Source organism: Enterobacter sp. SST3, assembly GCF_000286655.1.
GTDB classification, from domain to species: Bacteria; Pseudomonadota; Gammaproteobacteria; order Enterobacterales; family Enterobacteriaceae; genus Enterobacter; species Enterobacter roggenkampii.
In genome coordinates this window covers 1-25,028 of record NZ_ALNS01000028.1, presented here as the reverse complement: position 1 = coordinate 25,028, position 25,028 = coordinate 1, and the positions used below count along the sequence as shown (strand labels likewise).

General features: G+C 56.9%; 27 protein-coding genes. 21 read left to right on the top strand and 6 right to left on the bottom strand.

The features are described from left to right. Positions 1-5 precede the first annotated feature (5 nt). Positions 6-281 (top strand): YfcL family protein, encoded by a 276-nt coding sequence (locus tag B498_RS04895; protein WP_008502607.1) that lies wholly within the window; start codon positions 6-8, stop codon positions 279-281. A gap of 97 nt (positions 282-378) precedes the next feature. On the opposite strand, the gene mnmC is transcribed toward B498_RS04895, so the two are convergent. After that, on the bottom strand, positions 379-2,376 hold the full coding sequence (gene mnmC, locus B498_RS04900) for a bifunctional tRNA (5-methylaminomethyl-2-thiouridine)(34)-methyltransferase MnmD/FAD-dependent 5-carboxymethylaminomethyl-2-thiouridine(34) oxidoreductase MnmC (RefSeq protein WP_008502606.1): 1,998 nt from the start codon (positions 2,374-2,376) through the stop codon (positions 379-381). Between the two features lie 158 nt (positions 2,377-2,534). Here mnmC and fabB point away from each other — a divergent pair, with 158 nt between their 5' ends. Both fabB and B498_RS04910 read left to right on the top strand, forming a co-directional pair. Beyond that, positions 2,535-3,752, top strand: coding sequence for a beta-ketoacyl-ACP synthase I (gene fabB / locus B498_RS04905; protein WP_008502605.1), 1,218 nt, complete (start codon positions 2,535-2,537; stop codon positions 3,750-3,752). A 207-nt stretch (positions 3,753-3,959) separates the two neighbouring features. Beyond that, positions 3,960-5,138, top strand: coding sequence for an MFS transporter (locus tag B498_RS04910; RefSeq protein ID WP_008502604.1), 1,179 nt, complete (start codon positions 3,960-3,962; stop codon positions 5,136-5,138). Between the two features lie 90 nt (positions 5,139-5,228). On the opposite strand, the gene flk is transcribed toward B498_RS04910, so the two are convergent. Continuing rightward, positions 5,229-6,233, bottom strand: a complete 1,005-nt coding sequence (gene flk / locus B498_RS04915) for a flagella biosynthesis regulator Flk (RefSeq protein ID WP_008502603.1) — start codon at positions 6,231-6,233, stop codon at positions 5,229-5,231. Positions 6,234-6,346: 113 nt separating this feature from the next. Here flk and pdxB point away from each other — a divergent pair, with 113 nt between their 5' ends. The 15 genes from pdxB (at position 6,347) to hisP (ending at position 20,367) form a co-directional block, all read left to right on the top strand. Continuing rightward, positions 6,347-7,483: a 4-phosphoerythronate dehydrogenase PdxB gene (gene pdxB / locus B498_RS04920; protein WP_008502602.1), complete on the top strand. Its 1,137-nt coding sequence runs from the start codon at positions 6,347-6,349 to the stop codon at positions 7,481-7,483. A gap of 67 nt (positions 7,484-7,550) precedes the next feature. Next, positions 7,551-8,564 (top strand): aspartate-semialdehyde dehydrogenase, encoded by a 1,014-nt coding sequence (locus B498_RS04925; RefSeq protein WP_008502601.1) that lies wholly within the window; start codon positions 7,551-7,553, stop codon positions 8,562-8,564. Beyond that, the gene (truA, locus tag B498_RS04930) at positions 8,564-9,376 is read left to right on the top strand and encodes a tRNA pseudouridine(38-40) synthase TruA (RefSeq protein ID WP_008502600.1); all 813 of its coding nucleotides are present in this window, start codon (positions 8,564-8,566) and stop codon (positions 9,374-9,376) included. Before B498_RS04925 ends, truA begins: the two co-directional genes overlap by 1 nt. Before the next feature lie 27 nt (positions 9,377-9,403). Further along, positions 9,404-10,063: a DedA family protein gene (locus B498_RS04935; RefSeq protein WP_008502599.1), complete on the top strand. Its 660-nt coding sequence runs from the start codon at positions 9,404-9,406 to the stop codon at positions 10,061-10,063. A gap of 154 nt (positions 10,064-10,217) precedes the next feature. After that, entirely contained in the window at positions 10,218-11,123 is a 906-nt protein-coding gene (accD, locus tag B498_RS04940; RefSeq protein ID WP_008502598.1) for an acetyl-CoA carboxylase, carboxyltransferase subunit beta, read from the top strand. Positions 11,124-11,193: 70 nt separating this feature from the next. Then, positions 11,194-12,462 (top strand): bifunctional tetrahydrofolate synthase/dihydrofolate synthase, encoded by a 1,269-nt coding sequence (gene folC / locus B498_RS04945; protein ID WP_008502597.1) that lies wholly within the window; start codon positions 11,194-11,196, stop codon positions 12,460-12,462. Next, positions 12,452-13,150, top strand: coding sequence for a cell division protein DedD (dedD, locus tag B498_RS04950; protein WP_008502596.1), 699 nt, complete (start codon positions 12,452-12,454; stop codon positions 13,148-13,150). Before folC ends, dedD begins: the two co-directional genes overlap by 11 nt. Before the next feature lie 165 nt (positions 13,151-13,315). Further along, on the top strand, positions 13,316-13,804 hold the full coding sequence (gene cvpA, locus B498_RS04955; RefSeq protein ID WP_000262116.1) for a colicin V production protein: 489 nt from the start codon (positions 13,316-13,318) through the stop codon (positions 13,802-13,804). 33 nt (positions 13,805-13,837) lie between these two features. Further along, entirely contained in the window at positions 13,838-15,355 is a 1,518-nt protein-coding gene (purF, locus tag B498_RS04960; RefSeq protein ID WP_008502595.1) for an amidophosphoribosyltransferase, read from the top strand. A gap of 89 nt (positions 15,356-15,444) precedes the next feature. Next, the gene (locus B498_RS04965) at positions 15,445-16,014 is read left to right on the top strand and encodes a UbiX family flavin prenyltransferase (protein ID WP_008502594.1); all 570 of its coding nucleotides are present in this window, start codon (positions 15,445-15,447) and stop codon (positions 16,012-16,014) included. Between the two features lie 291 nt (positions 16,015-16,305). After that, a complete protein-coding gene (argT, locus tag B498_RS04970; protein WP_008502593.1) occupies positions 16,306-17,088 on the top strand; it encodes a lysine/arginine/ornithine ABC transporter substrate-binding protein ArgT in 783 nt (260 codons plus the stop codon). Between the two features lie 226 nt (positions 17,089-17,314). Then, entirely contained in the window at positions 17,315-18,097 is a 783-nt protein-coding gene (gene hisJ, locus B498_RS04975; RefSeq protein WP_008502592.1) for a histidine ABC transporter substrate-binding protein HisJ, read from the top strand. Between the two features lie 88 nt (positions 18,098-18,185). Further along, positions 18,186-18,872, top strand: coding sequence for a histidine ABC transporter permease HisQ (locus B498_RS04980; RefSeq protein ID WP_008502591.1), 687 nt, complete (start codon positions 18,186-18,188; stop codon positions 18,870-18,872). Further along, positions 18,869-19,585 (top strand): ABC transporter permease, encoded by a 717-nt coding sequence (locus B498_RS04985; protein ID WP_008502590.1) that lies wholly within the window; start codon positions 18,869-18,871, stop codon positions 19,583-19,585. The genes B498_RS04980 and B498_RS04985 overlap by 4 nt, the downstream gene beginning before the upstream one ends. 8 nt (positions 19,586-19,593) lie before the next feature. Beyond that, a complete protein-coding gene (gene hisP, locus B498_RS04990) occupies positions 19,594-20,367 on the top strand; it encodes a histidine ABC transporter ATP-binding protein HisP (RefSeq protein WP_008502589.1) in 774 nt (257 codons plus the stop codon). 98 nt (positions 20,368-20,465) lie between these two features. Here hisP and B498_RS04995 read toward each other — a convergent pair whose 3' ends face one another. From B498_RS04995 to yfcG, 4 genes are all read right to left on the bottom strand, one after another. Beyond that, the gene (locus B498_RS04995) at positions 20,466-20,975 is read right to left on the bottom strand and encodes a GNAT family N-acetyltransferase (RefSeq protein WP_008502588.1); all 510 of its coding nucleotides are present in this window, start codon (positions 20,973-20,975) and stop codon (positions 20,466-20,468) included. Between the two features lie 44 nt (positions 20,976-21,019). Next, a complete protein-coding gene (locus tag B498_RS05000) occupies positions 21,020-21,913 on the bottom strand; it encodes a TIGR01777 family oxidoreductase (protein ID WP_008502587.1) in 894 nt (297 codons plus the stop codon). Positions 21,914-21,926: 13 nt separating this feature from the next. Further along, positions 21,927-22,295 carry a dihydroneopterin triphosphate 2'-epimerase gene (gene folX, locus B498_RS05005; protein ID WP_008502586.1) on the bottom strand — a complete coding sequence of 123 codons (369 nt, stop codon included), beginning with the start codon at positions 22,293-22,295 and terminating at the stop codon, positions 21,927-21,929. A 75-nt stretch (positions 22,296-22,370) separates the two neighbouring features. Beyond that, positions 22,371-23,000, bottom strand: a complete 630-nt coding sequence (gene yfcG, locus B498_RS05010; protein WP_008502585.1) for a GSH-dependent disulfide bond oxidoreductase — start codon at positions 22,998-23,000, stop codon at positions 22,371-22,373. A 140-nt stretch (positions 23,001-23,140) separates the two neighbouring features. Between yfcG and yfcF the strand changes: the two genes are divergently transcribed. The 3 genes from yfcF to yfcD are packed head-to-tail and all read left to right on the top strand — an operon-like array spanning position 23,141 to position 25,003. Further along, positions 23,141-23,785 (top strand): glutathione transferase, encoded by a 645-nt coding sequence (gene yfcF, locus B498_RS05015; protein WP_008502584.1) that lies wholly within the window; start codon positions 23,141-23,143, stop codon positions 23,783-23,785. A gap of 56 nt (positions 23,786-23,841) precedes the next feature. Continuing rightward, positions 23,842-24,393, top strand: a complete 552-nt coding sequence (gene yfcE / locus B498_RS05020; RefSeq protein WP_008502583.1) for a phosphodiesterase — start codon at positions 23,842-23,844, stop codon at positions 24,391-24,393. 55 nt (positions 24,394-24,448) lie between these two features. Further along, a complete protein-coding gene (yfcD, locus tag B498_RS05025; RefSeq protein WP_008502582.1) occupies positions 24,449-25,003 on the top strand; it encodes an NUDIX hydrolase YfcD in 555 nt (184 codons plus the stop codon). Positions 25,004-25,028 lie beyond the last annotated feature (25 nt).

The following is a 25,028-nucleotide window of genomic DNA, read 5'->3' as shown; positions in this document are numbered from 1 at the left end:
AGAAGATGATCGCAGAATTTGAATCACGCATTCTGGCGTTAATTGATGACATGGTGGAACACGCCAGCGATGATGAGCTGTTCGCCAGCGGTTATCTGCGTGGTCACCTGACGCTCGCGGTAGCCGAGCTGGAAGCAGGTGACGATCACTCTGCCGACGCTGTTCATGAGGAAGTGACCCGCAGTCTGGAGAAAGCCATTCAGGCCGGGGAGCTCTCTCCGCGCGACCAGTCACTGGTGCTGGGCATGTGGGACAACCTGTTCCAGCAGGCTAAACGCTAAGTCATTGTTTTTCGCCCGGTGGCGCTGCGCTTACCGGGCCTACTAATTTTCCCTCTCCCTGTGGGAGAGGGTTAGGGTGAGGGCACCAGGCCGCACCTTACTTAACCATTTTCCCCTTCAGCAGTTTCCTTACCCACAAGCGATTCGGATTCAGTCCCGCAAGCGTAACCCTGTCCAGCGGAATTGGCTCGTCGCTCATTTGCGCGGCTAATACTTCAGCCAGCAGCGGCGCAGAGCACAGCCCACGGGAACCCAGCCCGCCCAGCATAAACAGCTCCGGATACACCGGTGCGGCCACCGCCGTTTCCTTGTTTTCAGCCAGATCTTCATAGGCCGCAAGCGTCGCGTCATAGTCCGGCGCGTTGCCCGCCATCGGCAGATGATCGCGGGTGGCGCAGCGCACGCCGCAGCGCGCGTCACCCTCGCTGACGTCAACCTCTTTCGCCCACGTCGCATCCGGGAAACAGTCAATCAGGCGCTGGCGGTTTTGCGCCTGATCCGCTTCGCTGTAGCGCATATCCGTTTCGCCACGATGATAGCTGGCCCCGATGCAGTGATGGCCGTTAGACGGATTTTGCGGTGTCAGATAGCCGTCATAGCACAGCACCTGGCGCAGTTTGCCGAGCGCAGGCGCGGTGGGGATATGGCTTACCTGGCCGCCGACCGGATAAACCGGCAGCGTCGCTGTCTGGATAAACTGGCTGATGTGATGCCCGTTGGCCAGCACAACGCTGGCATGGCTCGCCTCCTTGCCATCAGCAAAACGCAGATCCCAGCGTTCTGTCCGGCTGAGCGATTCCACCTTGTGGGCATAATGCGTCGTCAGCCCGCGCGACTGCGCCAGGGCAATGACCGCCGCGGTCAGTTCAGCCGGACACAGCCAGCCGCCGAGCGGGTACTGAATGCCCCCACACCCGGTTTCTACGCCAGCGGTGTCCGCCACCTCCTGGGCACTTACCGCGCGGGCAATTTCTTCCGGCAGGCCCAGCGACAGCATCTGCGCGATCTTCTGCTGGCTCTTCTCATCCCAGCCGAGCTGCGTCACGCCACACCAGTCGTGGTCGAATGCCACTGGCAGCGCGTCGTACAGGCGGCGGGCGAAGGTAAAGGCCGCGGGGAAAAACTGGAACAGGGCCGGGTCGTGTGCGCTTAAAAGCGGATAGAGCGCCCCCTGACGGTTGCCGGATGCGCCGCTGGCGGGCGCGTCGTCAGCGCAGTAGAGCGTGACCTGCCAGCCACGCTGGAGAAGGGCGAGCGAGAGCAGGGCGCTGGCGATCCCACCGCCAACGATCGCTACGTCGCGCGATGCGCTGGCGCGGCGCGCAAACCAGGGCGTCTGAGCGGGGATCTCCAGCGTCTGCTCCATCCTGCCGACAAGCATGTCGCGCTTGCGGCCAAAGCCTTTGGTCTTCTGCATGGTAAAGCCCGCCTCCTGCAGCCCACGGCGGACAAAGCCCGCCGAGGTGAAGGTGGCAAGGGTAGCCCCAGGGCGCGCCAGCCGCGCCATCGCGTTAAACAGATGCTGGCTCCACATGTCCGGGTTTTTGGCAGGGGCAAAACCGTCCAGAAACCACGCGTCGACCTTCTGATTCATCGAATCATCGAGCCTGTCGGTCAGGTCGTTGATGTCGCCGAGCCATAAGTCCAGCGTGACGCGTCCACCGTCCAAAATCAGACGGTGACAGCCGCCGATGTGGGGCGGCCACTGCGCCTGAAGCTGTTCTGCCCAAGGCGCAAGCTCCGGCCAGCGCTGGTGGGCAAGCCGCAGATCGTGCGCGGTGAGCGGGAATTTTTCGAAACTGATGAAATGTAATCTTTGTAGCGTAGCCTCAGGGTGAGCAGCGTGGAACTGATTAAACGCCTGCCAGAGGGTTAAAAAATTCAGACCGGTGCCGAATCCACTTTCCGCGACCACAAACAGGCTCCGCGGGTGCGCCGGGAAGCGGGTGCTGAGCTGGTTTCCGTCGAGGAAAACATAGCGAGTTTCTTCGAGTCCGTTATCATTAGAAAAATAGACGTCATCAAAATCTCGGGAAACAGGTGTACCCTCAGCGTTGAATTCGAGGTTGGCGGGTTGTATAGCGTTTTGTTTCACGTAAGTTACTCGTCTGACAGGCAGTGGCACGATCTTAACGATGTGAGTCCATCGGTGCAAATTTCCGCAGAAAATGTCTGATCGGACTTGTTCGGCGTACAAGTGTACGCTATTGTGCGACTCGAAACTTACTATAGTGCGACTTACAGAGGTATTGAATGAAACGTGCAGTGATTACTGGCCTGGGCATTGTTTCCAGCATCGGTAATAACCAGCAGGAAGTCCTGGCATCTCTGCGTGAAGGACGCTCCGGGATCACTTTCTCTGAAGAGTTTAAAGATTCAGGTATGCGTAGCCACGTATGGGGTAACGTCAAACTGGACACCACCGGTTTGATTGACCGCAAAGTGGTTCGTTTCATGAACGATGCCTCTATTTATGCTTATCTCTCCATGCAGGAAGCGATCAAAGATTCTGGCCTGAGCGAAGAGGTTTATCAGAACAACCCGCGCGTGGGTCTGATCGCCGGTTCCGGCGGCTCATCTAAAGCGCAGGTATTTGGTGCTGACGCAATGCGTAGCCCGCGTGGTCTGAAAGCGGTAGGTCCGTACGTGGTGACTAAAGCCATGGGTTCTGCGGTTTCCGCATGCCTGGCGACCCCGTTCAAAATCCACGGTGTGAACTACTCCATCAGCTCTGCGTGTGCGACTTCCGCGCACTGCATCGGTAATGCTGTTGAGCAGATCCAGCTGGGTAAACAGGACATCGTATTTGCTGGCGGCGGCGAAGAGCTGGGCTGGGAAATGGCCTGCGAATTCGACGCGATGGGCGCACTGTCCACTAAGTACAATGAGACTCCGGACAAAGCTTCCCGTACCTACGATGCGCACCGTGACGGTTTCGTCATCGCGGGCGGCGGCGGTATGGTTGTGGTTGAAGAGCTAGAGCACGCCCTGGCACGTGGTGCGCACATCTATGCTGAGATCGTGGGCTACGGTGCAACGTCTGACGGCGCCGACATGGTTGCGCCATCCGGTGAAGGCGCGGTGCGCTGCATGAAGATGGCGATGCACGGCGTTGACACCCCAATCGACTACCTGAACTCTCACGGTACTTCTACGCCGGTAGGCGACGTGAAAGAGCTGGGTGCGATCCGTGAAGTCTTCGGCGACAACAGCCCGGCAATCTCCGCGACCAAAGCCATGACCGGTCACTCTCTGGGTGCGGCTGGCGTACAGGAAGCGATCTACTCTCTGCTGATGCTGGAAAACGGCTTTATCGCGCCAAGCATCAACATCGAAGAGATGGACGAGCAGGCTGCTGGCCTGAACATCGTGACCAAACCAACGGACGCGACGCTGACTACCGTCATGTCCAACAGCTTCGGTTTCGGCGGCACCAACGCCACGCTGGTCATGCGTAAGCTGAAAGCATAAGTTTTATGTTTGATTCGAAAGGGGAGCCATAAGGCTCCCTTTTTTATGCATTGACAAGCAGCTGATCTCACAGGCAAACTTCACCACTCAACATTATCCTCACGATAATGCGTAAGCGTTTAACGTCAACCAACGCACCTTAATCCTGATAATCAGGTAGAGGGGGCGTGGCATTTCCCCGCCTTACTCTTCATTTCGGAGTAAAGCATGACTGCAGTAACTCAAACAGAAACAACCCCTTCAGCGAACGTCTCGCTGTTCCGTATCGCCTTTGCGGTATTCCTGACCTATATGACCGTTGGCCTGCCGCTGCCGGTGATCCCGCTGTTCGTTCATCAGGAGCTGGGCTATGGCAACACCATGGTCGGCATTGCCGTGGGCATTCAGTTTTTAGCCACGGTATTAACCCGCGGCTACGCCGGACGTCTGGCGGACCAGCACGGTGCCAAACGCTCGGCGCTGCAGGGGATGTTTGCCTGCGGGCTGGCGGGCGGCGCATGGCTGCTGGCGGCTCTTCTGCCGGTCGACGCGGCGTATAAATTTGCGCTGCTGGTGCTGGGCCGTTTAATCCTGGGCTTTGGTGAAAGCCAGCTGCTGACCGGCACCCTGACCTGGGGAATGGGGCTGGTAGGGCCAGTACGTTCCGGCAAGGTGATGTCCTGGAACGGCATGGCCATCTACGGCGCGCTGGCCGCCGGGGCACCGCTTGGTCTGCTGATCAACAGCCAGTTCGGTTTTGCGGCGCTGGCTGCCACCACCATGGCGCTGCCGCTGGTGGCATGGGCGTTTAACGGCTCGGTGCGTAAGGTGCCCGCGCACAAAGGCGAGCGTCCTTCCCTGTGGAGCGTGGTCGGCCAAATCTGGCAGCCGGGCCTGGGCCTGGCGCTGCAGGGCGTGGGTTTTGCGGTGATTGGGACGTTCGTCTCGCTCTATTTTATGAGCCGCGGCTGGGCGATGGCCGGTTTTACGCTTACCGCGTTTGGCGGCGCGTTTGTGCTGATGCGCGTCTTCTTCGGCTGGATGCCGGATCGCTTTGGCGGCGTGAAGGTGGCGGTGGCGTCGCTGGTCATTGAAACCATCGGTCTTCTGCTGTTGTGGAATGCACCCGTGGCATCCGTTGCGCTGCTTGGTGCGGCGCTGACCGGCTGCGGCTGTTCTCTGATTTTCCCGGCACTCGGTGTAGAAGTGGTGAAGCGCGTGGCTCCGCAGGTGCGCGGGACGGCGCTCGGCGGCTATGCGGCGTTTCAGGATATCTCATACGGGGTAACCGGGCCGCTGGCCGGGGTGTTAGCCACCTCGTTTGGCTATCCGTCCGTCTTCCTGGCCGGTGCGGTTTCCGCGGTGGTGGGGATCGTGGTGACGCTGGTGGCGTTTCGCAGAACGTGAGTCGTTGTTGCCGGGTGGCGGCTGCGCCTTACCCGGCCTACGGTTCTAGCCGTTGTAGGCCCGGTAAGCGCAGCGCCACCGGGCAAAATATCAGGCAACCAGCCAGAAAATCGCCAGCGCAATCAGTAATGCAATAAACATCAATCCCGGACGCGCAGAAAGTGTTCTGAAGGTCTCCACGACCGGCGCAAACAGCGGGCTGTAGATCGGCTGAATATTTCTCACCTCCGGTACGCCGCCTTCGCGCTCGGCGCGGCGAACAAAGATCTGGTTGAGCAGATCCTGCACCTGCGCGGTAGTCAGTACCGTTTGCGGCGTGGCCTGCCAGTTCTGCTGGGCATAATCCCGAATCACCTCGAACTCGTGCGGCTCAAGCGGCTGTTTCAGTGCGGCCTGCACAGTATGCAGGGTAGGGGCGCTCTGGGTGCTGAGCGTCTGGCGTGCCTGGAGCCAGGTCACCAGATGGGTAAACTGTTTGGCCGGGATCAGCTCGCCTGCCTTCACGCCCGACAGTTCCAGCATGGATTGCCAGATAAGCTTCGTCGGCTCGCCGGTGGCCGCGGCCAGCTTTGTCACCATCTGCTTGAGCGTATTGTGCTCGGCGGGCAGCAGCGGACGCTCGGTCGCCGGGCGCACCTGCGGCTGCGGAATCGACAGCTCATTGTTCTGCAGCAGCGTCAGCACGGTTTTGAGCTGGTCGGGCGTCAGTTGGCCCAGCGCGGTCTGACCATACTGCTGGCGAATAAAATCACTCACCGCCTGGCGGTTATTTCCCTGGCCCAGCAGCTCCGTCAGCTGAGAAACAATCTGGCGCGTGGTGTGGTTCTGCTGCGCGGTTGTAATACGCTGGTTCAGATTTTGCTCGGCAGCGGGGAAATGGCGCGACTGCAGCGGTGCGTCGTTCCTCACGCCTAAATCATGCTTCACCCCGGCCCAGACTTCCGCGTTTTGCTGTGAAGTCAGCGCAATCAGGCGCGTGATCAGTCGCTCCAGCACGGTGCGCTGTTGCGTGGATAGCGGTTGTTCACCGGCAACGTTTGGCGTGACGGGGCCTTCACCCGGAGGGCGTGGCGGCGTACCTGAAATGGGCTGCATCGTCAAAAATCCTTAAAGTCAAAACTCAGCGTAAACCTGGCAGACGTATATGCCTGGCGGCCAGATTATGGCACACTTGGCAGGTTTTCTTCCTCTCAAACAGGTACTCAGACGTGAAAATCCTCGTTGATGAAAATATGCCTTACGCCCGTGAGCTGTTTAGCCGCCTGGGTAACGTTAAGGCTGTTCCTGGTCGCCCGATCCCGGTCAACGAACTGGACGATGCCGACGCCCTGATGGTGCGCTCGGTGACCAAAGTAAATGAGGCGTTGCTCGCCGGTAAGGCGATTAAGTTCGTTGGGACCGCAACGGCAGGGATCGATCATGTGGATGATAAATGGCTGAAGCAGGCCGGAATCGGTTTCTCCGCCGCGCCGGGCTGTAACGCGATTGCCGTCGTGGAATACGTTTTCTCCTCGCTGCTGATGCTGGCCGAGCGCGACGGGTTTGCGCTGAAAGACCGCACCGTGGGGATTGTCGGCGTGGGTAACGTCGGCGGACGCCTGCAAAAGCGCCTGGAAGCGTTAGGGATTCGCACGTTGCTGTGCGATCCGCCGCGCAAAGACAACGGCGACGACGGGGATTTCCGTTCGCTGGACGAGCTGGTTGAACAGTGCGACGTGCTGACGTTCCACACGCCGCTGTTTAAAGAGGGGCCGTATAAGTCTCTGCATCTGGCCGATGAGGCGTTAATTCGCCGTCTGAAGGCTGGCACTATTCTGATAAATGCCTGCCGTGGTCCGGTAGTCGATAACGCCGCGCTGCTGACGTGTCTGAACGAAGGACAAGACCTCAGCGTGGTGCTGGACGTCTGGGAGCCTGAGCCGGACCTCAACGTTGAGCTGCTAAATAAGGTTGATGTGGGCACGGCGCATATCGCTGGTTATACCCTCGAAGGGAAAGCCCGCGGTACGACGCAGGTCTTCGAAGCCTACAGCGCCTTTATCGGCCATCCGCAGCAGGTGGCGCTGGATACCTTACTCCCCGCGCCTGAATTTGGCCGCATTACCCTTCACGGCCCGCTCGATCAGGCAACGCTGAAAAGGCTGGTGCATTTGGTGTATGATGTGCGCCGCGATGATGCGCTGCTGCGTAAAGTGGCGGGGATCCCGGGTGAGTTTGATAAGCTGCGCAAGAACTACGTTGAGCGCCGCGAGTGGTCTTCCCTCTATGTGATGTGCGACGACGCGTCGGCGGCGACGCTGCTGCACAAGCTGGGGTTTAACGCCGTTCATCACCCGGCGCATTAATGTCTTCTTAATGCTCCCTGTCGGATACTCCGACAGGGACGCTTTTTTATTTCTGGAGTAAACCACCATGTCTGAAGGCTGGAACATTGCCATTTTAGGTGCCACGGGTGCCGTGGGCGAAGCCCTGCTCGAAACGCTTGCTGAGCGTCAGTTCCCGGTGGGCGATATCTATGCGCTGGCGCGAACGGATAGCGCGGGTGAGCATCTGCGTTTTAACAATAAATCCGTCATGGTTCAGGATGCGGCGGCGTTCGACTGGACGCAGGCGCAGCTGGCGTTTTTCGCCGCGGGCGCTGAAGCCACTGCGGCGTACGTTGAAGAGGCGACCAACGCAGGCTGTCTGGTCATCGATCTGAGCGGTCTGTTCTCCATGGAGCCGGATGTGCCGCTGGTGGTGCCGGACGTGAACCCGTTTTTACTGGCTGACTACCGCAACCGTAACGTCATTGCAGTACCGAACAGCCTGACCAGCCAGCTGCTGACCGCCCTGAAACCGCTGATCGACGACGGCGGCCTGTCGCGCATTACCGTGACCAGCCTGCTGTCCGCATCCGCAAACGGCAAAAAGGCCGTTGACGCGCTGGCCGGGCAGAGCGCGAAGCTGCTGAACGGCATCCCGATTGACGAAGATGATTTCTTTGGCCGCCAGCTGGCGTTCAATATGCTGCCGCTGCTGCCGGACCGCGAGGGTTCCGTGCGCGAAGAGCGTCGTATCGTTGATGAGGTGCGTAAAATTCTGCAGGACGATGGCCTGATGATCTCCGCAAGCGTCGTGCAGTCCCCGGTCTTCTACGGTCACGCGCAGATGGTCGGCTTTGAAGCGCTGCGTCCCCTGGCGGCAGAAGAGGCGCGCGATGCGTTTGGCCGCGGGGAAGACATCGTTCTCTCTGAAGAGAGTGAGTTCCCGACGCAGGTAGGAGACGCCACCGGTAGCGCGCATCTTTCCGTTAGCTGCGTGCGTAACGACTACGGTATGCCGGAGCAGGTCCAGTTCTGGTCCGTTGCCGACAACGTTCGTTTCGGCGGCGCGCTGATAGCGGTCAAGATCGCCGAGAAACTGGTGCAGGAGTACCTGTACTGATGTCAGACGTGGAACAAAAGCCGGTTCATAAAATTGCCCTCGGTATTGAGTACGATGGCAGTAAATATTATGGCTGGCAGCGTCAGAATGAGGTGCGCAGCGTCCAGGAGAAACTGGAGAAAGCGCTCTCTCAGGTGGCAAACGAGCCGATTAACGTCCTGTGCGCAGGCCGGACGGACGCGGGCGTTCACGGCACGGGGCAGGTGGTGCACTTTGAGACCACCGCCGTGCGTAAGGATGCCGCCTGGACGCTGGGTGTAAATGCGAATTTGCCTGGTGACATTGCGGTGCGCTGGGTGAAAGCTGTGCCGGATGATTTTCATGCGCGTTTCAGCGCCACCGCGCGTCGTTACCGTTATGTCATCTACAACCAGCGTCTGCGTCCGGCGGTGTTAAGCCAGGGCGTGACGCATTTTTATGAACCGCTCGATGCGGAACGCATGCATCGCGCGGCGCAGTGTCTGATTGGTGAAAATGACTTTACCTCGTTTCGTGCGGTGCAGTGTCAGTCCCGCACGCCGTGGCGTAATGTCATGCACATTAACGTCAGCCGTTTTGGCGCGTATGTGGTGGTGGATATCAAAGCCAATGCCTTTGTACATCATATGGTGCGGAATATTGTGGGCAGCCTGATGGAAGTGGGTGCCGGACACCAGCCGGAGAGCTGGATTGCAGACCTGCTGGCAGCGAAGGACAGAACGCTTGCGGCAGCCACGGCGAAAGCGGAAGGGCTGTATCTGGTCTCGGTAGACTATCCGGATCGGTTTGACCTGCCGAAACCGCCAATGGGGCCGCTGTTTTTAGCGGACTAAACAAGGTGCAATTAAGGCTTAGACAATATGGACGTAATTCGTTTTTTGATTGATTTCATCCTGCATATTGATGTTCACCTGGCAGAGCTGGTCGCGCAGTATGGCGTCTGGGTTTATGCCATTCTGTTCCTCATTCTGTTCTGTGAAACCGGGCTGGTTGTTACGCCGTTCCTGCCGGGCGATTCACTGCTGTTTGTCGCCGGGGCGTTATCGGCGCTGCCCACCAACGATCTGAATGTGCATCTTATGGTGGTGCTGATGGTGATTGCTGCCATCGTCGGTGATGCGGTCAACTACACGATTGGACGCGTATTCGGTGAGCGGCTTTTCAGCAATCCGGATTCAAAAATTTTCCGCCGCAGCTATTTAGATAAAACTCATGCGTTTTATGAACGCCATGGCGGAAAAACCATTATCCTTGCGCGCTTTGTGCCTATTGTGCGCACATTTGCACCGTTTGTGGCGGGAATGGGACATATGTCCTATCGTCATTTTGCCATGTATAACGTCGTGGGGGCGCTGCTTTGGGTACTGCTGTTTACCTATGCAGGCTACCTGTTTGGCGATCTCCCGGTGGTTCAGGAAAATCTTAAGTTACTGATTGTAGCGATTATTGTGCTTTCCGTACTGCCGGGCGTTATCGAAATCATTCGTCACAAACGTGCGGCGGCAAAGCAAGCGAAGTAAATGCACGCTGGCGGTTCGACCACTTTTTTATCCAAAGTTTCGGGCTGTTATGTTTTAATGTGCAACATTCATGGTCTGTTGGAGGCAAAAATGGCATTATTCGCCTCTTATAGCAAAACTGGCATACGACCAGGTTCAGGCAGAAAGGTTATCAATGAGCTGGATTGAACGAATTAAAAGCAACATTACCCCAACGCGTAAAGCGAGCATTCCTGAAGGGGTATGGACGAAGTGTGATAGCTGCGGCCAGGTTCTGTATCGCGCAGAGCTGGAGCGCAACCTTGAGGTGTGTCCGAAGTGTGACCACCATATGCGTATGTCGGCGCGCAACCGCCTGCATAGCCTGCTGGACGAAGGTTCTCTGGTAGAACTGGGCAGCGAGCTTGAGCCAAAAGACGTGCTGAAGTTCCGCGACTCCAAAAAATATAAAGATCGTCTGGCCTCCGCACAGAAAGAGACCGGCGAGAAAGACGCGCTGGTCGTCATGAAAGGCACCCTGCATGGGATGCCGGTTGTTGCCGCTGCGTTTGAGTTCTCCTTTATGGGCGGCTCAATGGGCTCCGTGGTCGGTGCGCGCTTCGTGCGTGCCGTTGAGCAGGCGCTGGAAGACAACTGTCCGCTGATCTGCTTCTCTGCCTCCGGCGGAGCACGTATGCAGGAAGCGCTGATGTCCCTGATGCAGATGGCTAAAACCTCTGCAGCGCTGGCGAAGATGCAGGAGCGCGGTCTGCCGTACATCTCCGTGCTGACCGACCCAACCATGGGCGGCGTCTCCGCGAGCTTCGCGATGCTGGGCGACCTGAACGTCGCTGAGCCAAAAGCGCTGATCGGCTTTGCGGGTCCTCGCGTTATCGAGCAGACCGTTCGTGAAAAACTGCCGCCGGGATTCCAGCGCAGTGAGTTCCTCATTGAGAAAGGCGCCATCGACATGATCGTCCGCCGTCCGGAAATGCGCCTGAAACTGGCGCGCATCCTGGCGAAGCTGATGAATCTGCCAGCGCCGAACCCGGATGAGCCGCGTGAAGGCGTGGTGGTACCGGATCAGGAACCCGAGGCCTGATAACTGAAAAGGGCAGGGCCGGTTGGCGCTGCCCTTTTGCTTTCTAATCTGTTAATGACAACCGGGCATTATGGAAAATAAAAGCATTCCCCAAGCCACGTCGCCCCTGGCCGCGTGGCTTTCTTATCTGGAAAACCTGCACAGTAAAACCATCGATATGGGGCTTGAGCGCGTAAGCCAGGTTGCCGCGCGTCTTGATGTGCTGAAACCGGCGCCTTTCGTGTTCACCGTCGCAGGCACCAACGGCAAAGGTACCACCTGCCGCACGCTGGAATCCGTCCTGATGGCGGCGGGCTACAGGGTCGGCGTGTACAGCTCGCCACATCTGGTACGCTACACCGAGCGGGTTCGTGTGCAGAACAGCGAGCTGCCGGAGTCGGCGCATACGGCATCGTTCGCGGAAATTGAAGCCGCGCGCGGAGAGACCTCATTAACCTATTTTGAATACGGCACTCTGTCGGCCCTGTGGCTGTTCAAACAGGCCCAGCTGGACGTGGTGATCCTTGAGGTTGGTCTTGGCGGACGTCTTGATGCGACCAATATCGTCGATGCAGACGTGGCGGTAGTGACCAGCATCGCGTTGGATCATATCGACTGGCTGGGGCCCGATCGTGAAAGCATTGGCCGCGAGAAGGCCGGTATTTTCCGGGCAAATAAACCTGCCGTGGTGGGCGAGCCGGACATGCCGCACACCATTGCTGACGTGGCGAACGAAAAGGGCGCACAACTGCTGCGCCGCGGCGTTGACTGGCAGTATGAGGTTCAGGACAACGGCTGGCGCTTTAGCGACGCGCAGGGGGCGTTGGATAACCTGCCGCTGCCGCAGGTCCCGCAGCCTAATGCGGCAACCGCGCTGGCGGCACTGCGCGCCAGCGGATTAGCTGTCAGCGAGCAGGCTATCCGCGACGGCATTCAGAGCGCAATTCTGCCGGGGCGTTTCCAGATCGTCAGCGAGTCACCGCGTCTGATCCTGGACGTGGCGCACAACCCGCATGCGGCGGCGTATCTCGCGGGACGTCTCAAATCGTTACCAAAAACCGGGCGCGTGCTGGCGGTTATCGGTATGCTTCATGATAAAGATATCGGCGGGACGCTGGCCTGCATGGAGAGTGTGGTCGATAGCTGGTATTGTGCTCCTCTGGAGGGGCCACGCGGCGCGACGGCTGAGCAGCTGATGGAACATCTCGGCAAAGGCGCAATCTACAGTAGCGTGGCGCAGGCCTGGCATGCCGCGATGGCGGAGGCTAAACCAGAAGATACCGTGCTGGTGTGTGGTTCATTCCACACGGTGGCACATGTCATGGAAGTGATGGACGCGGGGAGAACCGGTGGCGAGTAAGTTTCAGAACCGTTTAACAGGAACCATTGTGCTGGTCGCGCTCGGGGTGATTATTCTTCCCGGGCTGCTCGACGGGCAGAAAAAGCATTATCAGGATGAGTTTGCCGCGATTCCGCTGGTGCCGAAACCGGGCGATCGCGATGAGCCGGATATGCTGCCCGCGGCGACGCAGGCATTGCCTGCTCAGCCTCCGGAAGGGGCGGCGGAAGAGGTGCGCGCGGGGGATGCCGCCGCACCGTCGCTCGATCCGTCTCGCCTGGCGGCCACGAGCAACAGCGATATCGATCCTGTGCCGGTCGAGCAGCCTAAACCGGTTGAAAAACCGAAGCCGGTTGAGAAGCCGCAGCCGAAACCGCAGCGTGATAAAGCGGCAGAACAGCTCGCCGCAGCGTCAGAGACGCCTCCGCCAGCAAAACCGACGCAGCAGGACGCTGCTGCCCCAACGGGCAAAGCCTACGTGGTGCAGCTCGGTGCGCTGAAAAATGCGGACAAGGTGAATGAGGTGGTGGGTAAACTGCGCAGTGCGGGATATCGTGTTTACACTTCACCTTCCACGCCGGTGCAGGGTAAAATTACCCGTATCCTCGTGGGGCCAGAAGCGTCTAAAGACAAACTGAAAGGGTCGCTGGGTGAGCTGAAGCAGATCTCCGGCCTGAGCGGTGTGGTGATGGGCTACAGCGCAAACTAAGTACGACCTGCTCCTGTAAGAGAGAGGCGACAAGCCACGGCGTTGAACATTTTTTCAGCGCCTTTTTTATTTACGCGCGGGAAGGAAATCCCTACGCAAACGTTTTCTTTTTCTGTTAGAATTCGCCCCGAACTGGATGACAGGGCGTTAAATCGTGGGACACATATGGTCTGGATTGATTACGCCATCATTGCGGTGATTGGTTTTTCCTGTCTGGTTAGCCTGATCCGTGGCTTTGTTCGTGAAGCGTTATCGCTGGTAACCTGGGGTTGTGCTTTCTTTGTTGCCAGTCATTACTACACTTACCTGTCTGTCTGGTTCACGGGCTTTGAAGATGAACTGGTCCGAAACGGAATCGCCATCGCGGTGCTGTTTATCGCGACGCTGATTGTCGGCGCTATCGTCAATTACGTGATAGGTCAGCTGGTCGAGAAAACCGGTCTGTCAGGAACGGACAGGGTGCTCGGCATCTGTTTCGGCGCGTTGCGAGGCGTGCTCATTGTGGCCGCGATCCTGTTCTTCCTGGATACCTTTACCGGGTTCTCCAAAAGTGAAGACTGGCAAAAATCGCAGCTCATTCCGGAGTTCAGCTTCATCATCAGATGGTTCTTTGACTATCTGCAAAGCTCGTCGAGTTTCTTGCCCAGGGCATAAACCCTGAGATGTGGCTTAACGAGGAAAAGACGAATGTGCGGTATTGTCGGTATCGCCGGTTTCATGCCGGTAAACCAGTCGATTTATGACGCGTTAACGGTGCTTCAGCACCGTGGGCAGGATGCTGCGGGTATCATCACCATTGATGCAAACAACTGCTTCCGTTTACGCAAGGCGAACGGCCTGGTAAACGATGTATTTGAAGCCCGCCATATGCAGCGTCTGCAAGGTAATATGGGGATCGGTCACGTTCGTTATCCTACTGCTGGCAGTTCCAGCGCCTCTGAGGCTCAGCCTTTTTACGTTAACTCCCCGTATGGCATCACGCTTGCCCACAATGGCAATCTGACCAATGCCCACGAGCTGCGTAAAAAGCTGTTTGAAGAGAAACGTCGCCACATTAACACCACCTCTGATTCTGAAATCCTGCTCAATATCTTTGCCAGCGAGCTGGATAACTTCCGCCATTATCCGCTGGAAGCAGACAACATTTTTGCTGCCGTTGCCGCGACTAATCGCCAGATCCGTGGCGCGTATGCTTGCGTGGCGATGATCATCGGTCATGGCATGGTAGCCTTCCGCGATCCAAACGGCATTCGCCCGCTGGTGCTCGGCAAACGTGATCTCGGCGATGGCCGTTCCGAGTACATGGTTGCCTCCGAAAGCGTGGCGCTGGATACTCTGGGCTTCGAATTCCTGCGTGATGTCGCGCCAGGCGAAGCGGTCTACATCACTGAGAAGGGCCAGCTGTTTACCCGTCAGTGCGCCGACAATCCGGTGAGCAACCCGTGCCTGTTCGAATACGTTTACTTCGCGCGTCCGGACTCGTTCATCGACAAGATTTCCGTTTACAGCGCGCGCGTCAATATGGGGACGAAGCTGGGCGAGAAGATTGCCCGCGAGTGGGACGATCTCGACATCGACGTCGTCATCCCAATCCCTGAAACCTCCTGTGATATCGCGCTGGAGATTGCCCGTATTCTGGACAAGCCGTACCGTCAGGGCTTCGTGAAAAACCGCTACGTGGGCCGCACCTTTATCATGCCGGGCCAGCAGCTGCGTCGTAAGTCAGTACGTCGTAAGCTGAACGCTAACCGCGCCGAGTTCCGCGACAAGAACGTGCTGCTGGTGGACGACTCCATTGTGCGCGGCACGACGTCTGAGCAGATCATCGAGATGGCGCGTGAGGCCGGGGCGAAGAAAGTGTATCTTGCCTCCGCAGCGCCGGAAATTCGCTTCCCGAACGTGTATGGCATTGATATGCCAACCGCTAACGAGCTGATTGCTCACGGTCGTGAAGTAGACGAAATCCGGCAGATCATCGGTGCCGACGGTCTGATTTTCCAGGATCTGAACGATCTGATCGACGCGGTGCGCGCCGAGAACCCGGATATTCAGCAGTTCGAATGCTCGGTATTCAATGGGATCTACGTGACGAAAGACGTTGACCAGCAGTATCTCGACTATCTGGATTCTCTGCGTAACGACGATGCGAAAGCCGTCCAGCTGCAAAACGATCTCGAAAGCTTAGAGATGCACAACGAAGGTTGATGCGTATGCAGGTGAGGGCGCTCGCCCTCACTTGCAACTCCCAGTAAAATCCTGCACAGTCTGCCCTGAAATCAGCAAGGGCGAAAATCATGAAACGACTCATTGTAGGGATCAGCGGTGCCAGCGGCGCGATTTACGGCGTACGTTTGCTACAGGTTCTGCGTAACGTGGCGGACGTCGAAACCCATCTGGTGATGAGCCAGGCGGCGCGGCAGACCCTCTCTCTGGAAACCGATCTCTCCCTGCGTGATGTTCAGGCGCTTGCGGATGTCGTTCACGATGCCCGTGATATCGCCGCCAGCATCTCCTCAGGCTCGTTTAAAACCGCCGGCATGGTGATCCTGCCCTGTTCAATTAAAACGCTCTCCGGCATTGTGAACAGCTACACCGACACCCTGGTGACGCGTGCGGCGGATGTGGTGCTGAAGGAGCGGCGTCCTCTGGTGCTGTGCGTGCGGGAAACGCCGCTGCACCTGGGCCATCTGCGCTTAATGACGCAGGCTGCTGAGCTGGGGGCTGTGATCATGCCGCCGGTGCCCGCGTTCTACCATCGTCCGCAAACGCTGGACGACGTTATCAACCAGACCGTTAACCGCGTACTCGATCAGTTCGACATCGACCTGCCCGAGGATCTCTTCACCCGCTGGCAGGGTGCCTGAATCTGTGCACATAGCCGGTGCATGAAAAGACACGTTGCCCTGTTTCAGGGCAATTATGCAACGGCGATCATATCCTCGACATTTAATTCGTTTTTTCCCTTTTTCTCTCTCCGGTTCGTTCGGCAGACCTGCTATCTTTCACCATTAAGGCAGTATCGCAACGTTTTATTAACATATTTAACGTCGAAGTTTTAACCAGACGGCAATGTGGCATAAGACCTGCAAGATGAAGCCTGCAACACAACACACAACACAATACATAATAAAATCACGGTACTTGAGGGTAAATGTATGAAGAAGACGGTTCTGGCTCTGTCTTTGCTGGTGGGGTTAAGTGCGGCAGCAGGTAGCTACGCAGCGCTTCCACAGACGGTTCGTATCGGTACAGACGCAACCTACGCGCCATTCTCTTCCAAGGATGCGAAAGGCGATTTCGTGGGGTTTGATATCGATCTGGGTAATGAAATGTGCAAACGTATTGCGGTGAAATGCACATGGGTGGGCAGCGACTTTGACGCGTTAATCCCGTCGCTGAAAGCCAAGAAAATCGACGCCATTATCTCTTCTCTTTCCATCACTGAAAAACGCCAGCAGGAGATTGCCTTCTCTGACAAGCTCTACGCCGCGGATTCTCGCCTGATTGCGCCTAAAGGCTCCCCGATTAAGCCCACCATCGACTCGCTGAAAGGCAAGCATGTCGGCGTGCTTCAGGGTTCGACTCAGGAAGGCTATGCCAATGCTAACTGGCGTGAGAAGGGCGTAGACGTGGTGGCTTACCAGAACCAGGATCTGATTTACTCTGACCTGGCGGCAGGCCGTCTGGATGCGGCATTCCAGGATGAAGTCGCTGCAAGCGAAGGCTTCCTGAAGCAGCCTGCGGGTAAAGACTACGCGTTTGCAGGCCCGTCGGTGAAAGACAAAAAGTACTTTGGCGATGGCACCGGGATTGGCCTGCGTAAGGATGATACCGAGCTGAAAGCCGCCTTCGACAAAGCCTTTGCAGAGCTGCGTAAAGACGGTACTTACGACAAACTGGCGAAGAAATACTTCGACTTCAACGTATACGGTGAATAACACCTGGCGGTGACGCACCGGAAAGGTGCGTTACGGGAGCGGTTGACCCAATACGGTGCATTTGATGCACTGTATTGGATCGCTGTGTGCATACTTACGCATTAATAATGCAAAAATTCCCGCTGGAAAGGCATTAATCTTTGCCTGACTGAGGGGATTAATGGCACATTAGCACCACCCCGTCGTCGTAAAAAACCCGTATGAAGACAGTTTGTTGAGGACAAATATGAAAAAACTCGTGTTGTCATTATCACTGGTACTGGCCTTTTCCAGCGCCACCGCGGCATTCGCAGCTATTCCGCAGAAAATTCGAATTGGTACCGATCCTACCTATGCGCCGTTCGAATCGAAGAATTCAAAGGGTGAACTGGTCGGTTTTGACATCGATCTGGCCAATGAGCTGTGCAAACGCATCAAAGCACAGTGTACCTACGTTGAGAACCCGCTGGATGCGCTGATCCCATCCCTGAAAGCGAAAAAAATCGACGTAATCATGTCCTCGCTCTCCATCACTGAAAAACGCCAGCAGGAGATTGCCTTCACCGACAAACTCTACGCGGCCGATTCACGTCTGGTGGTGGCGAAATCGTCTGATATTCAGCCTACGCTGGAGTCGTTGAAGGGCAAACGCGTGGGCGTGCTGCAGGGCACCACTCAGGAAACCTACGGCAACGAGCACTGGGCACCGAAGGGGATTGAAATTGTCTCCTATCAGGGCCAGGAAAATATCTACGCTGACCTGACGGCAGGCCGTATTGATGCCGCATTCCAGGATGAAGTCGCGGCTAGCGAAGGCTTCCTGAAAACGCCGGTAGGTAAAGATTACAAGTTTGGCGGCCCGTCTATTAAGGACGTGAAGTTGTTTGGTGTGGGCACCGGTATGGGCCTGCGCAAAGAAGACAACGAGCTGCGTGAAGCGCTGAACAAGGCGTTCGCTGAAATGCGCGCAGACGGCACCTACGACAAGCTGGCGAAAAAGTACTTTGATTTTAATGTTTACGGCGGCTAATCGCCCCGTCATATAACGTGCGGCCCCTCCCACGGCGGGAGGGGAAAAGACACGGTTCCACCACTCACGATACGACAGGGCTCGCGGTATGCTGTACGGATTTTCTGGCGTTATTTTACAGGGCGCGCTTGTCACCCTTGAGCTGGCTATCAGCTCCGTGGTGCTGGCGGTGCTGATAGGTCTGGCAGGCGCAGGGGCGAAGCTTTCAGCTAACAAACCCCTGGCGCTAATCTTTGAAGGCTACACCACGCTCATTCGCGGCGTTCCCGATCTGGTGCTGATGCTGCTGATTTTTTACGGTCTGCAGATTGCGCTTAACGGCATAACAGACGCGATGGGCATGGGACAAATTGATATCGACCCGATGGTGGCCGGTATTATTACCCTCGGTTTTATCTACGGCGCCTACTTCACTGAAACCTTCCGCGGTGCTTACATGGCCGTGCCGAAAGGTCACATTGAGGCGGCAACCGCATTTGGTTTTACCTCATCACAAACGTTTCGTCGGATTATGTTCCCGGCCATGATGCGCTACGCGCTGCCGGGCATCGGGAACAACTGGCAGGTTATCCTCAAAGCAACAGCGCTGGTCTCGCTGCTCGGTCTGGAAGACGTCGTGAAAGCGACTCAGCTGGCGGGTAAGAGCACCTGGGAGCCGTTCTATTTTGCGGTGGTCTGTGGCGTGATTTATCTGGTCTTTACGACCGTCTCCAATGGTGTGCTGCTTCTGCTGGAGCGTCGCTACTCCGTGGGTGTGAAGAGGGCTGACCTGTGATTGAGATTATTCAGGAATACTGGAAATCGCTGCTGTGGACAGATGGCTACCGCTTTACCGGCGTGGCGATTACGCTCTGGCTGCTGATCTCCTCCGTGGTAATGGGCGGAATTCTGGCGGTGTTTCTCGCCATTGGCCGCGTGTCGAACAATAAATTTATCCAGTTCCCGATCTGGCTGTTCACCTACGTCTTTCGCGGTACGCCGCTGTACGTGCAGCTGCTGGTGTTCTACTCGGGAATGTATACGCTTGAGATCGTAAAAGGCACTGAGATGCTGAATGCGTTCTTCCGCAGCGGTCTGAACTGTACGGTGCTGGCGTTGACGCTTAACACCTGCGCCTACACCACGGAGATTTTCGCGGGGGCGATTCGTTCTGTTCCTTACGGTGAAATTGAAGCAGCCCGGGCCTACGGCTTCTCGTCGGTAAAACTCTACCGCTGCATCATTCTGCCATCGGCCCTGCGTATCGCGTTACCGGCCTACAGTAACGAAGTGATTTTGATGCTGCACTCGACTGCGCTCGCCTTTACCGCGACGGTGCCGGACCTGCTCAAAATAGCGCGCGATATTAACTCCGCAACCTATCAGCCGTTTACCGCGTTTGGCATTGCGGCGGTGCTCTATTTAATTATCTCTTATGTTCTGATTAGCCTGTTCCGTAAGGCTGAAAAACGCTGGTTGCAGCATATAAAACCTTCTTCGACGCACTGAGAAAGATGATGGCTGAGAACAAATTAAACGTAATTGATTTGCACAAACGCTACGGCGAACATGAAGTGCTAAAAGGGGTGTCGCTGCAGGCGAATGCGGGCGACGTGATCAGTATCATCGGCTCATCCGGCTCGGGAAAAAGTACCTTCCTGCGCTGCATCAACTTCCTCGAAAAGCCGAGTGAAGGCTCAATTGTGGTGAGCGGGCAGAATATCAACCTGGTGCGTGACAAAGACGGCCAGCTGAAGGTGGCAGACAAGAACCAGCTGCGCCTGCTGCGTACTCGCCTGACGATGGTATTCCAGCACTTTAACCTCTGGAGCCACATGACGGTGCTGGAGAACGTGATGGAAGCACCGGTTCAGGTGCTGGGCCTGAGCAAGCATGAAGCCCGCGAGCGCGCGGTGAAATACCTGGCGAAAGTGGGCATTGACGAACGCCAGCAGATGAAATACCCGGTGCATCTCTCCGGCGGTCAGCAGCAGCGTGTCTCTATCGCCCGCGCGCTGGTGATGGAGCCCGAGGTGCTGCTGTTCGACGAACCAACCTCCGCGCTGGACCCTGAACTCGTTGGCGAAGTGCTGCGCATCATGCAGAAGCTGGCCGAAGAGGGCAAAACGATGGTGGTGGTGACGCACGAGATGGGCTTCGCCCGTAACGTCTCGAACCACGTGATTTTCCTGCATCAGGGGAAAATTGAAGAGCAGGGGCATCCGGATGAGGTGCTGGCGAACCCGCAAAGCCCGCGTTTGCAGCAGTTCCTTAAAGGCTCCCTGAAGTAAGAGGGCATCAGACCGCAGTGCAGCCCAATCGCCCGGTGGCGCTTCGCTTACCGGGCCTACAAAACCGTAGGCCGGGCAAACGCAGTGCCGCCCGGCATTCAGGCCGCACTACACTCCAGCCGGTACACCCAGTCGTCATAGCGCACGCCGTCAATCTCATACGCCTTTTCCAGTACCTGCATACGCACAAACCCTGCTTTCTCCAGCACCCGTATCGACCCGCCGTTGTCCGCCAGTACGTACGCATTAATCGCCTTCACGCCGGTCTGGTTAAAGGCGTAATCACATACCGCGCTCAGCGCTTCGCTGGCGATACCTTTCCCCTGCGCGGCAGGCACAACCGTATAGCCGATGTCGGCCTCTTCACGATTCTCAGCGCTGATTTGCAGGCCGATATCGCCCAGCGGCGTATCATCATCCCGGGCGCGAATGACAAACACATGAGCAGCAGCGAGTCGCGCGGCAAACACGCGTCGGGTCTCTTTTTCCGGGGCGATGGCGGCCATATAGCGCATGATGCGGCGATCTTCACGCAGCGAGCGGAAGAAGGCCCAGTCAGTGGGTTCAAAAGGGGTGAGGTAAAGCCGGGGAGTGGTGATGGTTGCCATTGTTACGCCATTTCTTCGGAACATGGCCTGTCACTGTACCATATTCACCGCACCACATCCCCCAGCGCCTCTTCTAATTCATACCAGCGGAACGCAAACCCGGCCGCTTCCAGCCGTTTTGGCAGCGCTCTCTGTCCGCCCAGAACCAGAACAGACGCTTCACCCATCAGCAGCCGAATCGCCGTCGCAGGCACGCGCAATATCGCCGGGCGGTGCAGGGCATGTCCCAGCGCGTGGGCAAACTGTTCATTTCGCACCGGATACGGCGCAACCATGTTAAACGGCCCGCGCAGATCGTTATCCAGCAGCCAGAGAATCCCGTTGACCATATCGTCGATATGGATCCACGCCATATACTGACGGCCATTGCCGATGGGGCCACCGAGTCCTAGCCTGAAAGGGGGAAGCATCTTCGCCAGAATGCCGCCTTTCGGCGCGAGGACGACACCGGTCCGCAGCAGGCAAACGCGGGTCCGATCGCTCTGCGCCGCGCAGGCAATACGCTCCCACTGGGCGCAGAGCTTATGGGTAAACTCGTTATGGGGAGGCTCTTCCTCGGTCACCACCACCTCGCCAAGATCGCCGTAATAGCCTACTGCGGAACCCGAAATCAGCACGGAAGGCGGCGTATGGCTGTTGCGGATCAGCTCGACCAGCTTTTCGGTAATGTTCCACCGGCTGCTGCATAACAGCTGTTTTTGCTCTTCCGTCCAGCGCTTATCGGCGATGGGTTCTCCCGCGAGGTTAATAACGGCGTCGAAACCGTCCAGATTTTGCTGCTCGGCCAGATTTTTCCAGATATCAACACCTGCCCCTAGCACCTGACGCGCTTTTTCCGGGCTGCGCGTGACCACGGTGATGTCGTGGTGCAAGGCCTGCAGACGCGCAATGAGGTGACGACCAATCAGGCCAGTACCGCCGGTCAGCAAAATCTTCATACAACCTCCAGGTTTACGCCTGGCGTTTCCAGCTTAACGTCATAGAGACGGAGTCGGCGTAACGCAGGGCGTGAAGTTTATCGATCTCAACTTCAGCATAAGTGACCCAGTGATGTTCGCGTGCGATATCGAGCACATCCTGAGTTAATTTTTCCAGCAGAGAGAAACGGTTATTCTCCACAAACTGGATAATGTTCTTGGTGATTGTGCGGTAGTTCAGCGCGTCATTGATGTCTTCGCTGGCGCGCGCTTTGTCTGCGGGGTAGTGAATCACCACGTTAATAACAATATCCTGACGGTTGGCGATCTCTTCCTCTTTGATACCGATGAAGGTACGCAGGCGTAAATTTTTTATACGAATAATGGCGTCTGGCTGTGACATTGCAGGTCTTCTCCGTGTCAGTATTTCCTGCCCATAATACATGAGAGCCTCACAGGCACCCAGCCTCATACCGGGTTAAATTTGCTGGATTTTTTGCATCGCTCGCTCGGTCGCCGGGCGGGTCCGGATGCGCTCAAACCAGTTGTTCACCGCTGGGTAAGCGGCCAGGTCAATTCGGTGTTTTTCATGCGTATTCACCCACGGCCAGCAGGCGATGTCGGCAATACTGTAATGATCGCCCCCGAGCCACGGCGTTTTCTCCAGCCGACGGTTCAGAACGTCATAGAGCCGCTGCGTCTCAACCTGATAGCGTTCTATCGCGTAAGGAATGGGTTGCGGGGCGTAAGCGGTAAAATGATGATTTTGTCCCAGCATGGGGCCCAGCCCGCTTGCCTGCCAGAAAAGCCATTGCAGCGTATGGTGGCGCTCGCGCAGTTCGCCGCTCAGCAGCTTGCCGGTTTTCTCCGCCAGGTAGAGCAAAATTTCACCGGATTCAAACAGGCTCAACGGTCTGCCCCCGTCCGCCGGCTGGTTATCAATGATGGCCGGGATTTTATTATTCGGCGAGATAGCCAGAAAGAGAGGGCTGAACTGCTCGCCTTTGCTGATATCCACGCGAATGATCCTGTAATCCAGCTCGGCTTCTTCAAGAAAGAGGGTGATCTTATGGCCGTTGGGGGTAGGGGCATAATAAAGGTCGATCATTCTCAACTCCTGTCCATGCGAATAGTGGTGCCATGACAAATGAGTATAGGTGGTTGTTGTAAATCGTGAGTTTTCATCAAGTGACAGCGAGGCAAAGAGATTATATGTTGAGTAAAAACCGATCAGCCTATGAGGATGTTATGAACCAGCCCGTCATCACGTTGTGGTCCGATGCGAACTTCTTTTCTCCCTATGTCATGAGCGTTTACGTTGCGCTGGCCGAAAAAGGACTCGCTTTTACCCTGAAGACCGTTGATCTCGACGGCGGTGAACATCTCAAGCCGCAGTGGCAGGGTTACGACCTGACCCGTCGCGTGCCGGTGCTGGAGATTGATGGATTTGCCCTGAGCGAATCGTCAGCGATCGATGAGTATCTGGAAGATCGGTTCGCCCCCCCGGAGTGGGAGCGTATCTATCCTCACGATCTGCAAAAGCGCGCCCGGGCGCGGCAGATCCAGGCGTGGCTGCGCAGCGATCTGGTGCCGATTCGCGTCGAACGCTCCACGGACGTCGTGTTTGCCGGGGTGAAAAAGCCCGCCCTCAGTGCAGAAGGCCAGGAAAGCGCGCAGAAGCTGATTGAAACCGCCTCCTTACTGCTCGCCCATGGCAACCCAAACCTGTTCGGCGAGTGGTGCATTGCGGATGCCGATCTGGCGCTGATGCTAAACCGCCTGATCCTCAACGGTGATGAGGTGCCGCAGCTGCTGGTGGATTATGCCGCGTTCCAGTGGCAGCGTGCCTCCGTGCAGCGCTATGTGGCACTCTCGGCTAAGCGCGCGGGCTGATAAGCCCTGACGCTTCAGGTATGATGGGGGCAGTCTGTTTTCCCGAGGAGTGACTGATGAAACTGATGTTTGCGTCGGATATCCATGGATCGCTGCCCGCGACCGAGCGTGTCCTTTCTCTGTTTGAGAAAAGCGGTGCGCAGTGGCTGATTATTCTGGGTGACGTGTTGAATCACGGCCCACGCAACGCGCTGCCGGAAGGCTATGACCCTGCGCAGGTCGCGGAAAAACTCAACCCGTATGCCTCGCGCATCATCGCCGTTCGCGGCAACTGTGATAGCGAAGTGGACCAGATGCTGCTGCATTTTCCCATTACCGCGCCGTGGCAGCAGGTGCTGCTCGAACATCACCGTCTGTTCCTGACCCACGGGCATCTTTTCAGCCCGGATAATCTCCCGGCCCTCGCGGCTGGCGATGTCCTGGTTTACGGTCATACTCATATTCCGGTTGCGGAAAAACGCGGTGAGATTTATCACTTTAATCCGGGCTCGGTCAGCATCCCAAAAGGCGGGTATCCTGCGAGCTACGGCATGCTGGAAGGAAATATCCTGAGCGTTATCGCACTTAATGATCAGCAAGTTATTGCGCAGGTAGCGATTAATCCGTAAGTTACACCTCAACTGCAAACGCGCCGAAAGAGCGCTTAGAAGAGAAGGTTTCCCGATGGTGGAGCAGAGTCATTTGGCAAGTACAGAGTGGGTTGACATTGTCAACGAAGAGAATGAAGTGATTGCGCAGGCCAGCCGCGAGCAAATGCGTGCGGAGCGCCTGCGTCACCGTGCGACATATATCGTTGTGCATGACGGTATGGGTAAAATTCTGGTTCAGCGCCGCACGGACACCAAAGATTTTCTCCCGGGTATGCTGGATGCCACTGCAGGCGGCGTCGTCCAGGCGGATGAAGTGCTGCTGGATTCTGCGCGTCGTGAAGCGGAAGAGGAGTTAGGCATCGCCGGCGTGCCGTTTGCCGAGCACGGTCAGTTCTATTTCGAAGACGAGAACTGCCGCGTCTGGGGCGGGCTGTTTAGCTGCGTCTCCCACGGCCCGTTCGCCCTGCAGGAAGAAGAAGTGAGTGAAGTCAGCTGGATGACGCCGGAAGAGATCACCGCGCGCTGCGACGAGTTCACGCCGGATTCGTTAAAAGCGCTGGCGCTGTGGATGACCCGCAACGCCAAAAACGAATCGACCAAATCAGAAAAAGAGGAAGAGGCTGAGTAAGCGTCAGCAGCTCTCTCTCAGACAC

Bases quoted from the DNA above. Each gene is read 5' to 3' on its own strand.
- B498_RS04895 (WP_008502607.1), top strand. From the start codon at position 6: ATGATCGCAGAATTTGAATCACGCATTCTGGCGTTAATTGATGACATG.
- fabB (WP_008502605.1), top strand. From the start codon at position 2,535: ATGAAACGTGCAGTGATTACTGGCCTGGGCATTGTTTCCAGCATCGGT.
- B498_RS04910 (WP_008502604.1), top strand. From the start codon at position 3,960: ATGACTGCAGTAACTCAAACAGAAACAACCCCTTCAGCGAACGTCTCG.
- flk (WP_008502603.1), bottom strand. From the start codon at position 6,233: ATGCAGCCCATTTCAGGTACGCCGCCACGCCCTCCGGGTGAAGGCCCC.
- B498_RS04925 (WP_008502601.1), top strand. From the start codon at position 7,551: ATGTCTGAAGGCTGGAACATTGCCATTTTAGGTGCCACGGGTGCCGTG.
- truA (WP_008502600.1), top strand. From the start codon at position 8,564: ATGTCAGACGTGGAACAAAAGCCGGTTCATAAAATTGCCCTCGGTATT.
- B498_RS04935 (WP_008502599.1), top strand. From the start codon at position 9,404: ATGGACGTAATTCGTTTTTTGATTGATTTCATCCTGCATATTGATGTT.
- accD (WP_008502598.1), top strand. From the start codon at position 10,218: ATGAGCTGGATTGAACGAATTAAAAGCAACATTACCCCAACGCGTAAA.
- folC (WP_008502597.1), top strand. From the start codon at position 11,194: ATGGAAAATAAAAGCATTCCCCAAGCCACGTCGCCCCTGGCCGCGTGG.
- cvpA (WP_000262116.1), top strand. From the start codon at position 13,316: ATGGTCTGGATTGATTACGCCATCATTGCGGTGATTGGTTTTTCCTGT.
- purF (WP_008502595.1), top strand. From the start codon at position 13,838: ATGTGCGGTATTGTCGGTATCGCCGGTTTCATGCCGGTAAACCAGTCG.
- B498_RS04965 (WP_008502594.1), top strand. From the start codon at position 15,445: ATGAAACGACTCATTGTAGGGATCAGCGGTGCCAGCGGCGCGATTTAC.
- argT (WP_008502593.1), top strand. From the start codon at position 16,306: ATGAAGAAGACGGTTCTGGCTCTGTCTTTGCTGGTGGGGTTAAGTGCG.
- hisJ (WP_008502592.1), top strand. From the start codon at position 17,315: ATGAAAAAACTCGTGTTGTCATTATCACTGGTACTGGCCTTTTCCAGC.
- B498_RS04980 (WP_008502591.1), top strand. From the start codon at position 18,186: ATGCTGTACGGATTTTCTGGCGTTATTTTACAGGGCGCGCTTGTCACC.
- hisP (WP_008502589.1), top strand. From the start codon at position 19,594: ATGGCTGAGAACAAATTAAACGTAATTGATTTGCACAAACGCTACGGC.
- B498_RS04995 (WP_008502588.1), bottom strand. From the start codon at position 20,975: ATGGCAACCATCACCACTCCCCGGCTTTACCTCACCCCTTTTGAACCC.
- B498_RS05000 (WP_008502587.1), bottom strand. From the start codon at position 21,913: ATGAAGATTTTGCTGACCGGCGGTACTGGCCTGATTGGTCGTCACCTC.
- folX (WP_008502586.1), bottom strand. From the start codon at position 22,295: ATGTCACAGCCAGACGCCATTATTCGTATAAAAAATTTACGCCTGCGT.
- yfcG (WP_008502585.1), bottom strand. From the start codon at position 23,000: ATGATCGACCTTTATTATGCCCCTACCCCCAACGGCCATAAGATCACC.
- yfcF (WP_008502584.1), top strand. From the start codon at position 23,141: ATGAACCAGCCCGTCATCACGTTGTGGTCCGATGCGAACTTCTTTTCT.
- yfcE (WP_008502583.1), top strand. From the start codon at position 23,842: ATGAAACTGATGTTTGCGTCGGATATCCATGGATCGCTGCCCGCGACC.
- yfcD (WP_008502582.1), top strand. From the start codon at position 24,449: ATGGTGGAGCAGAGTCATTTGGCAAGTACAGAGTGGGTTGACATTGTC.